Source organism: Aeromonas sp. R2-2 (assembly GCF_040908355.1).
Classification (GTDB): domain Bacteria; phylum Pseudomonadota; class Gammaproteobacteria; order Enterobacterales; family Aeromonadaceae; genus Aeromonas; species Aeromonas veronii.
The window spans coordinates 1-14362 of sequence record NZ_JBFODQ010000015.1 but is presented as its reverse complement, the minus strand read 5'-3'; the positions used below and the strand labels follow the sequence as shown (position 1 = coordinate 14362).

Here is a 14362-nt window from a genome sequence, read left to right as displayed (position 1 = left end):
AAAACCCCGTCTAAATTATCCAGTTGCATAATAACCATGCGGCCTTGCGGTTGTTTAACTGGCCCTAACGTCAGATAATACCGCCCGCCTTCAACCCCCGATAACCCGACTTTCAGTGACGGTAATTGATGACTGAGTACCTGCTTTTATTGATCGGCACCGTGCTGGTTAACAACTTCGTGCTGGTGAAATTCCTCGGCCTCTGCCCCTTTATGGGGGTCTCCGGCAAGCTGGAAACCGCCATCGGCATGGGGCTGGCTACCACCTTCGTGATGACCCTCGCCAGTGCCAGCTCCTATCTGGTGGAGCACTATATCCTGCTGCCGCTGGATATCGCCTATCTGCGCACCCTCGCCTTTATTCTGGTGATCGCCGTGGTGGTGCAGTTTACCGAGATGGTGGTGCGCAAGAGCAGCCCGACCCTCTACCGCCTGCTGGGGATCTTCCTGCCCCTCATCACCACCAACTGCGCGGTGCTCGGGGTGGCGCTGCTCAGCATCAATGAGCGACACGACTTTATCCAGAGTGTGATCTACGGCTTTGGCGCCGCCACCGGCTTCTCGCTGGTGTTGATCCTGTTTGCCGCCATGCGCGAGCGTCTGGTCGCCGCCGATGTGCCCGCCCCGTTTCGCGGGGTGTCGATTGCCATGATCACCGCCGGTCTGATGTCGCTGGCCTTTATGGGCTTTACCGGCCTTATCAAGATATAACCATGATCCATATTCTCTTTGCCATTCTGGTGCTCACCCTGCTGGCGCTGGCGTTCGGGATTATCCTGGGCTTTGCCGCCGTCAAGTTTCATGTGGAAGCAGACCCCATCGTCGATCAGCTCGATGCCCTGCTGCCCCAGACCCAGTGTGGCCAGTGCGGCTATCCCGGCTGCAAACCCTACGCCGAGGCGCTCGCCAACGGCGATCAGATCAACAAGTGCGTGCCCGGTGGCGAGGCCACCATGCGCAAGATTGCCGATCTGATGGGAGTCGAGCCCCAGCCGCTGGGGGGCAGTGACGAGGCCGCCGTGCCGGTCAAAAAGGTCGCCTTTATCCACGAAGATCAGTGCATCGGCTGCACCAAGTGCATTCAGGCCTGCCCGGTGGATGCCATCGTCGGCGCCACCAAGGCGATGCACACCGTGATTGCCAACGAGTGCACCGGTTGCGATCTCTGTGTCGATCCCTGCCCGACCGACTGCATCGAGATGATCCCGGTGCCCACCACGGTCGATAACTGGAAGTGGGACCTCAATAACGTGCATGTTCCGGGCAAGATTCCGGTCAAGATAGTGGAATAAACAGCGGAGCAACCATGCATTCCTTACTCGAACGTATCAAAGCCGGCACGCTCTGGGACTTTCACGGTGGCATTCACCCCGCCGACAACAAGCTGCAATCAAGCCAGAGCCCGGTGGTAGACGCCGGTCTGCCGCCGCGCCTCATCATTCCGCTGCGCCAGCACGCAGGCCCCGCCGGCGATCTGCTGGTGCAGGTGGGCGACAAGGTCAAGAAGGGTCAGCCGCTGACCCGTTATGCCAAGGGGCGGGTCGTGCCTGTCCATGCCTCCACCTCGGGCACCATCACCGAGATTGGCAACCACACGGTTGCCCACCCCTCCGGACTCGGCGATCTCTGCGTCATCCTCACCCCGGATGGGGAGGATGAGTGGGGCGAGCGCAATGGCAAAGCCGATTACTGGAATCTGGAGCGGGGCGAGCTGCTCGAGCGCATCCAGCAGGCGGGGGTGGCGGGCCTTGGCGGCGCCGTGTTCCCCACCCACAGCAAACTCGACGGCCGCGGTCAACTCACCGAGATCCTGATCGTCAACGGGCTGGAGTGCGAACCCTATATCACCACCGACGATCGGTTGATGCAGCAGTATGCCGACGAGATCATGGATGGCATCCGGGTGCTCAAACACCTGCTCAAGCCCAAGCTGACCCTGATCGGGGTGGAAGACAACAAGCCAGAGGCGATCGAGCAGCTGACCCGCCACGCCACCGATGAAGATGTGCTGGTCAAGACGGTACCGACCAAGTACCCCTCGGGCGGAGCCAAGCAGACCATCGAGCTGCTCACCGGCCGTCAGGTGCCCAAAGGCGGCCGCGCGGTCGATATCGGCATCATGGTGCTCAACGTCGCCACCGTGTTTGCCATCAAGCGCGCCATCATCGACGGCGAACCGCTGATCGAGCGGATCGTCACCCTCACCGGCGACAGCTTCAAAAAGCCCGGCAACGCCTGGGTGCGCCTCGGTACGCCGGTGCGCTGGCTGTTGCAGCGTTTCGAACTGCAACCGGAAGCGGAGCAGCGGGTGATCATGGGTGGCCCCATGATGGGCTTTACCCTGCCCCACGCCATGGTGCCGGTGGTCAAGGCCACCAACTGCCTGCTAGCGCCGACGCAGGCCGAGCTGCCCGCCCCCGGCCCGGAGCAGCCCTGCATCCGTTGCAGCGCCTGCGCCGATGCCTGCCCGGCCACTCTGCTGCCGCAAGAGCTCTACTGGTACAGCCGGGCCAAGGAGTATGACAAGGCCGAGAAGCTCAACCTGATGGACTGCATCGAGTGCGGTGCCTGCGCCTGGGTATGCCCGAGCGAGATCCCGCTGGTGCAGTACTACAAGATCGCCAAAGACGACATTCGCGAAGCCCGTGCCGAGGCCGAGAAGGCCGAGCGCGCCAAGCAGCGTTTCGAGGCCAAGCAGGCCCGTTTCGAGCGGGAGAAAGCGGCCCGCGAAGCGCGCCATGCCGAAGCCGCCGCCCAGCGCCGTCAGACCATGACGGCCGCAGGCGGCGAAGATCCGGTGGCAGCCGCCCTCGCCCGCATCAAGGCCAAGCAGGATGCCCCCATCACTGCCATTGCCGCCACCGCCGAGGGCTTGCCTGACAATAGCGCCGTGATCGCCGCCCGCGAAGCCCGCAAACGGGAAGCGGAGGCGCGCCGCGCCGCCAAGCAGGCAGAGAGCGCAAACAGCGACACTGCCGCCGCTGCGCCACAATCCGCTGAGGCGATTGACCCCGCCAGCGATCCCAAGAAAGCGGCCATCGCCGCCGCACTGGCCCGCGCCAAGGCCAAGAAAGCCGCTCAGGCTGGCGATAGCGCCGAGCCTGTGGCTGCCGAAACCGCTGCTGCCCCTGCGGTAGTAGATGCTGATCAACAAAAGGCAGAGGTTGATCCGAAAAAAGCAGCGATTGCCGCAGCCATCGCCCGGGCCAAAGCCAAAAAGGCCGAAGCCAGTGGCGAGCCGGTAAGCGCAGCCAACGGCACGGCAGCCGAGGTCAACACGCAAAATGACGCCCCTGTCGATCCCAAGAAAGCTGCAATTGCTGCCGCCATCGCTCGTGCCAAGGCCAAGAAGCTGGCCCAGCAGAGTGACAGCGCTGAAGGCGATCTGACTGCAAATGCTGACACCAGCGAAACAGCTGCCACCCAAAGCGATGCGCCATCTGCGGCCAGCGAAGCGATTGATCCCAAGAAAGCCGCTATCGCTGCTGCCATTGCCCGTGCCAAGGCCAAAAAGCTGGCCCAGCAGGGCGAGAGTGCCGGTGCTGAGGATGCGCAGAGTGAGCCAGCTGCCAGCGCACAGACCTGCGACGTGGCGCTAGCCAAGAGCGAAGTAACCACCAGCCACAGCGATACGGCAGCAAGCGAAGCGGTCGATCCCAAGAAAGCCGCTATCGCCGCAGCCATCGCCCGAGCCAAGGCCAAAAAACTGGCCCAGCAGGGCGAAAGTGCCGGTGCTGAAGGCGCGCAGAGTGAGCCAGCTGCCAGAGTGGAGACCCGCGACGTGGCGGTAGCCAAGAGCGAAGTAACCACCAGCCAAAGCGATACGGCTGCAAGCGAAGCGGTCGATCCCAAGAAGGCCGCTATCGCCGCTGCCATCGCCCGTGCCAAGGCCAAAAAGCTGGCCCAGCAGAGCGCAAATACCAGTGCTGAGGTAGAAAATGCCGATGCTGAGGTAGAAAGTGCCGCTACTCAGGTAGATAGAGCCGGAACTGAGGGTGAGCGCGCACCGGCCGAGCCGATGCAAAGCGATGCAGCCAGCAGTGAGCAACCACTTGCCGTCACTGCCGCGCCTGAAGCGAGCGCCCCTGCGGCTGATGCCCCGGTTGATCCGAAAAAAGCGGCCATTGCAGCCGCCGTGGCCCGCGCCAAGGCGAAGAAGTTGGCGGCCGAGGCGGCCAGAGCCGCAGAAACTGCCGCGGAAGATGCACCGTCAGCCGACCGAACAATCACAAGGTAATCGACAGACTCATGTTCAATATTGCGACTGCGCCGTTTGCCCATAACCGCAAACAGACCCGAACCCTGATGCTGCTGGTGATCCTGGCCTGCGTGCCGGGCTTGCTGGCCCAGACCTGGTTCTTCGGCTGGGGCTCCTTTATCCAGATCCTGCTGGCGCTGGTCACTGCGCTGCTGTGCGAGGCGCTGGTGCTCAAGCTCCGTGGCCGCGCTATCAAGCCTGCCCTGATGGATGGCAGTGCGGCGCTCACCGCCGTGCTGATCGGTCTCTCCCTGCCGCCGCTGCTGCCGTGGTGGATGCTGGTGGTGGGCACGGCCTTTGCCATCATTGTCGCCAAACACCTTTACGGCGGACTGGGCCAGAACCTGTTCAACCCGGCCATGGTCGCCTATGTGCTGCTGCTGGTCTCCTTCCCGGTGCAGATGACCAGCTGGCTACCGCCGGAGAGCGTGCGCGCCTACAGCCTCGGCTTTGGTGATGCGGCGTCGGTGATCTTCACCGGCTTTAGCCTCGACGGCTACAGCATGGCCCAGCTCAAGCAGGGGGTGGATGGTCTCACCATGGCGACCCCGCTCGATACCCTGAAAACCGGTCTGACCCAGGGGCTCACCACAGGCGAGATCCTGAGCGGCCCGCTATTCGAGGGTTGGGGCGGCATCGGCTGGAGCTGGGTCAACCTCGGCTATCTGCTGGGCGGCCTGTTCCTGCTGCAACAGAAGGTGATCAACTGGCGCATTCCCACCGCGATTCTCGGTGCCCTGCTGGCGGCCTCCACCATCGGCTATCTGGTGAGCCCGGATGCGACTGCCACGCCCATGTTCCATCTCTTTAGCGGCGCGACTATGCTGGGGGCCTTCTTTATCGCCACCGATCCGGTCAGCGCCTGCACCACACCGCGTGGCCGACTGGTCTATGGCGTGCTGATTGGCGTGCTGGTCTACATCATTCGCCGCTTTGGCGGCTATCCCGATGCGTTCGCCTTCGCCGTGCTGCTGGCCAACCTTTGCGTACCCTTTATTGACAGCCTGACTCGCCCGAAAGTGTATGGAGCCCGTCGCCAATGATGTTTCTGCCCTTTTCCCCCATCACAGCTGACGGAGCCCGGACATGTTAAAGAGCATGCGCAAGAACGGCCTTATTCTGGCGATGTTCGCGCTGGGCTGTACCGCGCTGGTGGTACTGACCAACGAGCTGACCAAGGATAAAATCGCCCACCAGCAACAGCTGGAGAAGCAGCAGACCCTCTCGGTATTGCTGCCAGAGGGGAGCTATGACAACGATCTGGTGGCCAGCTGCAAGCAGGTGACCAGCAGGACGTATCTGGGCAGCGATCAGCCGCAAGCCCTCTATACCGCCAGCAAGAATGGCGTGGTGACCGGCTATGCGCTGGAGGCGATCGCGCCGGATGGCTACAGCGGGGCGATCCGCATCGTGGCGGGTTTTGATGCCAAGGGCTCCATCACCGCCGTGCGCGTGCTCGCTCACAACGAGACCCCGGGCCTGGGTGACAAGATCGAGCTGAAGAAATCGGACTGGATCAACAGCTTTGCCGGAAAATTCCTGACCCATGACAACGAGCCCCAGTGGGCGGTGAAGAAGGATGGCGGTGAATTCGATGCCTTTACCGGCGCCACCATCACCCCGCGAGCCGTGGTCAAGGCGGTGAAGAACCTGCTGAAACTGCAGCAGGAGCAACCCGAACTGCTCAGCAACGCCCCGGCTTGTCTGGCGGCGAACTAACGGAGTCGAACCATCATGAACCAGATGGAACAGATTGAAACGGGCGCAGCCCCGATTGCCGAGCTGGAAAGCCGCAAGGGCGAGCTCAAGGAGCTGATGAGTCAGGGGCTGTGGAAGAACAACCCCTCGCTGGTGCAGGTGCTGGGGCTCTGCCCGACCCTCGCCGTCTCCTCCACCTTTACCAACGCGCTGGGGCTGGGCCTTGCCACCATGGCGGTGCTGGTCTGCTCCAACCTCGCCGTCTCGCTGGTGCGCAACTGGGTGCCGAAGGATATTCGCATCCCGGTCTATGTGATGATCATCGCCTCGCTGGTGACCAGCGTACAGCTGCTGATGAACGCCTACACCTATGGCCTCTATCAGGCGCTCGGCATCTTTATCGCCCTGATCGTCACCAACTGCGTCATCATCGGCCGCGCCGAGGCGTATGCCTCCAAGAATCCGCCGCTGCTGGCGGCCCTCGATGGCCTGATGATGGGCCTTGGCTTTACCCTGGTGCTGCTGGTACTGGGCGGCATGCGCGAGCTCATCGGCATGGGCACCCTGTTTGATGGCGCCGAGCTGCTGCTGGGCGAGTGGGCCAAATCCCTGCGCATCGAGCTGTTCCACGCCGATGCCAGCCTGTTGCTGGCGATTTTGCCGCCGGGCGGCTTTATCGGGTTGGGGCTGTTGATCGCAGCCAAGAACGCCATCAACGACTGGCGGGACCGCAAACAGGCCGCTACCGTGGCCCACTGCAACGTTGCCCCGGCCCGCGTCCGGGCGACCGAGCTATGATCGGAAGCAAGGCATGAACAACCAGAAACGCAGAGAGATCCTCGAGCGACTGCGGGAAAACAATCCCCACCCCACCACAGAGCTCAACTTCAATTCGCCGTTTGAACTCCTGATCGCCGTGCTGCTCTCGGCGCAGGCGACCGATGTCAGCGTCAACAAGGCAACCGACAAGCTCTATTCGGTGGCCAACACCCCGCAGGCAATGCTGGGTCTCGGGGTGGACGGGCTCAAGGAGTACATCAAGACCATTGGCCTCTTCAACACCAAGGCCGAGAACGTCATCAAGACCTGCGCCATCTTGCTGGAGCGCCATGGCGGCGAGGTACCGGAGAATCGCGAAGCGCTGGAAGCCCTACCGGGCGTCGGCCGCAAGACCGCCAACGTGGTGCTCAACACCGCCTTTGGCTGGCCCACCATCGCCGTCGATACCCATATCTTCCGGGTATCGAACCGCACTGGCTTTGCGGTAGGCAAGAACGTGGAGCAGGTGGAGGAGAAGCTGCTCAAAGTGGTACCCGCCGAGTTCAAGCTGGATGTCCACCACTGGCTCATCCTGCACGGGCGTTACACCTGTCTGGCTCGCAAGCCCCGTTGTGGTTCTTGTATCATCGAGGACTTGTGCGAATACAAAGAGAAGGTCTATCCCGACAGCTGATGGCCTCGCAACCGAGATTGAAAGCAGTACACATCACCAACCCGGAGAACTGAGCAATGAGAATTCTGCATACCATGCTGCGTGTCGGCGATCTGCAACGCTCCATCGACTTCTACACCCGCGTCCTTGGCATGAAGCTGCTGCGCAAGAGCGAGAACAGCGAGTACAAGTACACCCTGGCCTTCGTCGGTTACGGTGACGAGAAGGATGAAGCGGTGATCGAGCTGACCTACAACTGGGGGGTGAGCGAGTACGAACTGGGCTCTGCCTATGGCCACATCGCGCTGGAAGCAGACGACATCTATGCCACCTGCGAAGCGCTGCGCGCCGCCGGTGCCAAGATCACCCGCGAGCCGGGCCCGGTCAAGGGTGGCACCACCGTCATCGCCTTCGTCGAAGATCCGGACGGTTACAAGATTGAACTGATCGCCAAGAAAGATGCCGGTACCGGCCTGGGTGACAACTTCTAAGCTACCCGACTCCCGCTGCCGGATGGCAGGATCAAAAAAGAGCGCATCTGCGCTCTTTTTTATGCCTCTTTGCCGGGGACAGCACTAGATCTCGCCATTGCGCCCCATGCTGATCACCACCCGCCGGTTCTTGGCTCGCCCCTGCTCCGTTTCGTTGGAGGCGACGTGCTGCTTCTCGCCATGCCCCTCCACCGAGATCTTGCCGGGATCGATCCCCAGATCGACAAACACCTTCTTGATGGCATCGGCCCGCTTCTCGGAGAGTTTCAGGTTCGGCCAGCGGCCGCCATAGCTGTCGCTGTAGGCGTCTATCACCACCACGTCGATGCTCTTGTCCGCCTTGATAAACTCGCTGATCATCGCCAGCCGCCGCTTGGAGGGGATGGAGAGCTGATCGCTGTTTTTGTCGTAGGTAAGCACGCTAAAGGCGATGTCATTGAAGCTGTAGGGCAAGAGCCCGCTCAGACAGTCTATAAAGGCCTGATATTTAACCCGAAAGTTAACCGACGAGAGGGACACTCGCACCGCGCGGTTCTGGCGATACCAGTCCCGATACTGGAAGGTCGGCATCCGTCCCCCCTCCAGCTCGTCGAGCATGGTCCAGGCGGTTTGCCCCTCCACCAGCCCATCGAACTGCTGATAGAAGCGCAGCTGGCTTACTTCTCGCCCGGCAATCCCCGGGCGCCATACCGGCGGCATGATGCCAAGACTCACCGTCTGGGTCTGGGCCTGTGGCCGCTTGCCCTTGAGCTCGAAGTCGAGGTTGATCTTGCGCCCGGCGCGGCTGACAAAAGCCCCCGTTCCCCAGTTGGGAATAGGATGCTCGAGGCGACACTCAATCTGGGTATCGGAGGTCAAACGCCAGACGGATTGATCCAGACCGGCACCAAATTCGGTGACCCCAGCCTGTAACTGCATACTCACTGATATGCTGACCAACCCCAACACCCAAGCGTTCAATTGCTTGCCCTCCACACGATCTCACAAGAGATATCGGCGGCAAGAGGCCAAGCTTTAGCGACAAACTGCAAAGGCGTGCCGTTGGTGTGGCAAAGGCTTGCCCCCAAGCGGCAACCGACCGCAAGCGGCGCTTATTCCCCCCTCTTAGCTCCGTGCCAACCGGCAGGAAGCTCGCTACAGTAAAACCAGGGCAATCAGACGCCGCTTATCGGGAACCAAACTCATGCACCGCTCTTGCTCCTCTTTATTGCAGATGTTGTTGCCAATGCTGCTGGCGCTATCCGGCAGCACCGTCAAAGCTGCAACACAGGATCAGGAGTGGGCACAGGAGCGCGCAAATGCGGTGCTCTCGCTGATGACCTTCACCGTGGTGCCCGACATCACCGCCAGCAACCTCGATATCGGCAGCGGCACCAATCAATCTGCCGCCCTCAACATGACCCAGATCGGTGGCGGCGCCACCATGAGCGAAGCCGTGCCCATCTATCTGGAAGGAGCGATCGGCTTTAGCCGCTACGATCCCCAGTTTGTGGTGAGCAACGGCACCGAGAGCCGCACCCTCCCGACCAAATGGAACAGCCTGACCGCCTCTGGTGGGATCGGCTGGGATATCGCCCTCCATGAAGACCCGCGCGGTGGCCACTGGGTAATGCGCCCCATCGCCAACGTCTCGCTCGGTACCATGGCCAGCGATCTGCGGATCGGCAACTGGCTGCTGGAGCGCACCAAGGGCTACTCGCTGGATTTTCTCGATGGTGGACAGCTCAATATGTACGGACTGGGGGGCTCGCTGATGCTCGACTACGAGCTCTTTTCAAAGGCGCAGGATATCGATATCGAAGTGCGTTACTCCTACCAGCACCTGCAGAGCTTTGGCGGCACCTCGACCAGCGTCCGTGGTCACGCCGAGGCGGAGAACCTCGGTCTCTATCTGCGCCGCCGAGCCCCGCTGTTCCACTGGACCCTGCTCGACAGACCGGTGCGCTATGTACTGGAGGGGGCTCATACCGCATATCTGGGGGAACAACGGGGGTTGCTTGGCTTTGACTCCCTCAACTCGATCGGCGCCGGTCTGGAGCTGGACAGCAGCAAATACGACATCATAGTCACCCGTACCCGGCTGGTTGCCCGCTATATGTTCAGCCACAACACCAGCGGTTATTCCATCGGGTTGGCCATGAGTTTCTAAGTCGTTATATTTTCCTGCCACGAGTGGGCAATCCTCAGGAAAAGCACAGTAACACTCCGGATAATTATGCCCGTATTGATGGAGGATTTATTGATCTGCCCCCTTTCATATTTCTCACCACCCAGTCATATCAGGTAAAAATATCCACCTGCTGGTAGGCTAATTTCCCCCTCGCACACCGAATATTGGAGTTTTTTGTCTGTGTATTTACGGCGCGCAATGGCTAATTGGTCCTGTGATGTCGCCAGCCTGTGCCATCATGCAACAGAGGAAATACTCTACTCCCGGCATTGCAGCCCTATGGCCAACTTTATCGATGCCCATAAGGAACCATCCCGGATGGTCCCTCATCTTTTGCACAGTGACCTGAACTGCACATAACTCATTGTTTTAAATGATTTATAGTTTTTCATATTTTATGAATCCAATTAATCCTGTTTTATTTTACTTACATCACCCGACGGCTAAATTTGGCGTCATCCCGGCAGGACGAGGCGCACTGAAAAGCCTGGCTGCGGGGTACCGATAACAGGTGTGCAATGGGCATAGAAATAACGTTAAGGCATAGCAACCGTTATTTTGACGACATCACACTTGCTGATCCTTGTTGATTTGAGGTTATCTGATGAAAAAAACGCTGCTTGCTCTCTCTGTATTGGTCATGACCGGAACCGCATATGCAAGGGTGCCTGATTTATCCGCCAGCTGTCCTGGACATATTAATCTTCGCGTCGAAGATGGCACGGCTTATATCAATAAACAGCAAGTTCCACTTAAAAAAGTGAATTCAAATTTCTACGAGGCGAGCAAGGGGCGCACCACCCTCTCCATGGTGAAAAATGGCGACTGGGGCATCACCTATTTTGTCAAAAATGGCGACAGCGGCGCCTGCCAGCTCAATGACGATGAGAACGATGACGACGGCGATGATGAGAGCGCCAGCAACAGTGCCTACAACGGCAGCACTGCGCAAACCAAGGTTGCCGAGAACGCCTGCATGAACGCCGTCGCCAGAAAAGCGGGCGTCAGCCGCAGCAAACTGACCCTCGACTATGTGGCCGACTCCCAGGCGGGGATGATGATTGATATCAAAGGGCCCCATGACCGACTCTGGCACTGCCTCACCGACGCCCGCGGCCATATTTATGGCATCAATCAGGACTGATTTCGAGCCACGGCTCAACAGGGCCCACACCTACCGTGGGGGCTCCACCCCTTATCCATTGCAATTATTTGATACAGGTAAATGAAGATGAAATCCAAACAGACTCTGCTCAATGTCACCCTCGGTTGCCTGCTGGCGGTCGGTATCTCCGGCTGCGCCGTGGCCAAAAGCCATCACGGCCACAAGACCCATGCCCAAGCGCACGCGCAGGAAGGGGCCGTGCAGTATGGCGATGAGAGCCCGTGGGCTGGCAACTATAAAGCGGTCACTGACGATGGCCGCACCGTGGCCGAAATTCACGTCGATACCACAGGGGAAACCTATATCGATGGCAATCAGGTCAAACCAAGTCACAGCGGCAGCGACTACCTGAAATTCAAGCAGGAGACCATCACTTACACCCTGCGCAAAAGCGGCGCCAGCTGGAAAGACAGCGATGCCGGCACCAGCGGCCGCATCCTGTTCGATTGATAATCCCGACACCGGCCTTGCCAGACACCAAGCCCCGCCAAGGGGCTTTTTTGCACCTGCGATTTACCATCAACCACAGCCCGCCCCGAAAAATCCAGCCTTGTCACAGAGTTAGTGCAATCTGTCACATATTCCTTCCGATGGAATGGGTAGAATGGCTCAGTTTGGCCCCCATCATCCACATGGAGCCACGATGTCGATTGCCAACCGCACTGGCTGGGTGATCACGGCGCCCGGAATGGAGATGGCCTGCCGAGCGCCAGCCAAGTATTTGCGCCACCAGTTACACCACAGGGATAGAGATTTTTGCCATGGCCAAGTTTTTGAATACCAGCGCAACCAACTATTTTCTTGAAGAACTTATCAAAGATGCCAAAGAACGTCTGATCCTGATCAGCCCCTTCCTCAAGCTCAACGACAGGATCAAGGAGCTGCTCACCGACAAAAACCGCCTCAAGATCGATGTGCGGATCGTCTATGGCAAAAGCGAGCTGCAACCGGAAGAGATCAGCTGGCTCAAAGAGCTCACCTATATCCGCACCAGCTTTTGCAAAAACCTCCATGCCAAGTGCTATCTCAATGAAGAGATGTGCATTGTCACCAGCCTCAATCTCTACGAGTTCAGTCAGGTCAATAACAACGAGATGGGGGTATTGATCCAGCGCTCGGAAGATCATGACCTTTACCGTGATGCCTATGATGAGGCCCAACGAATTATTCGGGTCAGTGATGAAGTCCGCATATCACTTGAACGGGTTGTCAGTGAAGCTGAAACCCAACAGCCTTCTGCTAACGAAAATGAGTCAGCCACTGAAAAACTGACCTCATCCAAACTGGCGCAAAAGTGGGGGATCAAAACCAATGAGTTGTTGGAAAAAATGGTGACTCACGGCTTGCTTGAGCTGCGTGACAGCAAGCATTACCTCACAGCCAAAGGCAAGGAGGAAGGTGGGGAGTTTAGAATGAGCCCCAAATTTGGCCCCTATTTCCTCTGGCCAGAGGCCATGAATCCCCTCTAATTCACTGGCTGGATAAATGTGAAATGGACTTCACTCCCGTTATTGCGGTTCTGCTGGGCCAGTTCTGGTATCTGCTGCCTCTGTTGTTGATTGCCACCCTGATCAAAACGCCCAGGTTCAAAGGGATGGTTGGGGAAGCATTTATCAACTTGGGCATCCGGCTTTTTCTCGACAAGCGGGAGTACCACCTGCTCAAGAATGTCACCCTACCAACCCCGCAGGGCACTACCCAGATCGATCATGTGATCGTCTCGCGCTTCGGGCTGTTTGTCATCGAAACCAAGAACATCAAGGGGTGGATATTTGGCAATCCAGCCCACAAGAGCTGGACCCAGCAGCTCTATCGCCGCAGACATACCTTTCAAAATCCCCTGCGCCAAAACTATCTGCACCTGATGACGCTCAAATCCTTGTTGGGTCTTGCTGATCATCAGCTCCATTCGATTATCTACTTTATTGGCGACTGCACCTTTAAAACCCCCATGCCGGATAACGTGATGAACCGTGGGCTTATTCGCTATATCAAGAGTAAAACCGCGCAGGTGCTGACCCCTGCTGAAGTCACCAGAGTGATCGACACCATCCAGCGGGGACGACTGGCCGCCAATTGGCAGACCCATAAACAGCATGTGGCTCAGTTGAAAGCACGTCACAGCGAGGTTCCCCGCCCGCCTTTATCCGTAGCTGCAATGCCTGTCGTCAATCAGGTGGTGAACGCCGCGCCAACCATCACCGAATCGCTCACCCAAGCAAATCCACTATGTCCCAGATGCGGCAACCCGATGGTATTGCGTACCGCCAAACGGGGGGATAACCGAGGCAATCGGTTTTGGGGATGCAGTGGATACCCAAAGTGCAGCGAAATTAAGACGTTATTGAACAAAGTCTCCCTATAAAATTTTGATGTTCACAATAATCAGGCTCATTAAAAGCACTGGTAGCACTAACCAATCTCAACGGAGAAGTGATATGCAAGCATTCCTAGACCTACTAATCAAACATATGCGTGAACGATATGCACACATATTCACCAACTATTACCCAGCTCACGGATCTACTGGTTTCACAGAACGAAACCTCACCAATAACTTTGTATCCGCAATGGAGCGTGTCTACCCCGGCACCTGTTTCTCTTGGTTTGAAGCTCCAATCTGTACAACAGACAATAAACATCTCGATGCTGTAGTTTTTACTGAAACAGATGTGTTTTTTATTGAGGCAAAGCGATTTACCGCTCCGCAGTCAAAAACTCATAGTGTCAGAAGTGATCTTGAACGTATGCAATCTACTGAGTCCCAAAAATTAATTGAACAGGGACTGTTGAAACCAATCAAACGTCAACGCTATGCCGTGGTGTTGGCTGATGTCTGGACAGAAACAAAAGGAAAACGGAAGATATTTGAAACTTGGCCTGCTTGTCTGGAGAACGAGTCGTTTTTTTATGCCAAAACGATTGAGTTTTCTGAGTTACCCATTGAGGGAGAATGGAAGAACAATTACAAAATATTAGTCGCCATCAAAGCATTACCTTAAATAATTACTCATCAGCATCAAGGACGGCCAATTGGCCGCCCTTGATACTTCTTACCCTTAACCATCCCCTCATATGAGCGAGGCGTGGCGCGGCTTCTGAGGTATGATCGCCATCCTTGACCAGCTAATACCCAACAGACTATCCCC

The 14362-nt window shown here is 58.1% G+C and carries 15 protein-coding genes; 14 read left to right on the top strand and 1 reads right to left on the bottom strand.

The features are described from left to right. The first annotated feature begins 128 nt into the window (after positions 1-128). From rsxA to gloA, 8 genes are read left to right on the top strand one after another with little or no spacing between them, the layout of a single operon-like run. Complete coding sequence (rsxA, locus tag AB5Z09_RS02590) at positions 129-710, top strand: electron transport complex subunit RsxA (RefSeq protein ID WP_005337600.1); 582 nt, start codon at positions 129-131, stop codon at positions 708-710. A 2-nt stretch (positions 711-712) separates the two neighbouring features. Beyond that, complete coding sequence (gene rsxB, locus AB5Z09_RS02585; RefSeq protein WP_005350799.1) at positions 713-1291, top strand: electron transport complex subunit RsxB; 579 nt, start codon at positions 713-715, stop codon at positions 1289-1291. 14 nt (positions 1292-1305) lie between these two features. Next, the gene (rsxC, locus tag AB5Z09_RS02580) at positions 1306-4236 is read left to right on the top strand and encodes an electron transport complex subunit RsxC (RefSeq protein ID WP_368194569.1); all 2931 of its coding nucleotides are present in this window, start codon (positions 1306-1308) and stop codon (positions 4234-4236) included. Positions 4237-4247: 11 nt separating this feature from the next. Next, positions 4248-5300, top strand: coding sequence for an electron transport complex subunit RsxD (gene rsxD / locus AB5Z09_RS02575; RefSeq protein ID WP_005337606.1), 1053 nt, complete (start codon positions 4248-4250; stop codon positions 5298-5300). Positions 5301-5343: 43 nt separating this feature from the next. Further along, entirely contained in the window at positions 5344-5976 is a 633-nt protein-coding gene (gene rsxG / locus AB5Z09_RS02570) for an electron transport complex subunit RsxG (protein ID WP_368194568.1), read from the top strand. A gap of 24 nt (positions 5977-6000) precedes the next feature. Then, complete coding sequence (locus tag AB5Z09_RS02565; RefSeq protein ID WP_368194583.1) at positions 6001-6753, top strand: electron transport complex subunit E; 753 nt, start codon at positions 6001-6003, stop codon at positions 6751-6753. A 13-nt stretch (positions 6754-6766) separates the two neighbouring features. Then, positions 6767-7408 (top strand): endonuclease III, encoded by a 642-nt coding sequence (gene nth, locus AB5Z09_RS02560; protein WP_368194567.1) that lies wholly within the window; start codon positions 6767-6769, stop codon positions 7406-7408. Between the two features lie 56 nt (positions 7409-7464). Next, positions 7465-7878, top strand: a complete 414-nt coding sequence (gene gloA / locus AB5Z09_RS02555) for a lactoylglutathione lyase (RefSeq protein ID WP_368194566.1) — start codon at positions 7465-7467, stop codon at positions 7876-7878. An 84-nt stretch (positions 7879-7962) separates the two neighbouring features. Here the strand turns inward: gloA and AB5Z09_RS02550 are convergent, their stop codons facing one another. Beyond that, on the bottom strand, positions 7963-8838 hold the full coding sequence (locus tag AB5Z09_RS02550; RefSeq protein ID WP_005337611.1) for an OmpA family protein: 876 nt from the start codon (positions 8836-8838) through the stop codon (positions 7963-7965). Between the two features lie 223 nt (positions 8839-9061). Between AB5Z09_RS02550 and AB5Z09_RS02545 the strand changes: the two genes are divergently transcribed. The 6 genes from AB5Z09_RS02545 (at position 9062) to AB5Z09_RS02520 (ending at position 14215) form a co-directional block, all read left to right on the top strand. Next, a complete protein-coding gene (locus AB5Z09_RS02545) occupies positions 9062-10027 on the top strand; it encodes a hypothetical protein (RefSeq protein WP_368194565.1) in 966 nt (321 codons plus the stop codon). A gap of 625 nt (positions 10028-10652) precedes the next feature. Continuing rightward, positions 10653-11192, top strand: coding sequence for a hypothetical protein (locus AB5Z09_RS02540; RefSeq protein ID WP_368194564.1), 540 nt, complete (start codon positions 10653-10655; stop codon positions 11190-11192). A gap of 87 nt (positions 11193-11279) precedes the next feature. Continuing rightward, complete coding sequence (locus AB5Z09_RS02535; protein ID WP_368194563.1) at positions 11280-11663, top strand: hypothetical protein; 384 nt, start codon at positions 11280-11282, stop codon at positions 11661-11663. A 311-nt stretch (positions 11664-11974) separates the two neighbouring features. Beyond that, positions 11975-12682 (top strand): phospholipase D family protein, encoded by a 708-nt coding sequence (locus tag AB5Z09_RS02530; RefSeq protein ID WP_042056541.1) that lies wholly within the window; start codon positions 11975-11977, stop codon positions 12680-12682. Between the two features lie 23 nt (positions 12683-12705). Then, the gene (locus AB5Z09_RS02525) at positions 12706-13578 is read left to right on the top strand and encodes an NERD domain-containing protein (RefSeq protein ID WP_368194562.1); all 873 of its coding nucleotides are present in this window, start codon (positions 12706-12708) and stop codon (positions 13576-13578) included. 73 nt (positions 13579-13651) lie between these two features. Next, a complete protein-coding gene (locus tag AB5Z09_RS02520) occupies positions 13652-14215 on the top strand; it encodes a hypothetical protein (protein WP_368194561.1) in 564 nt (187 codons plus the stop codon). Positions 14216-14362 lie beyond the last annotated feature (147 nt).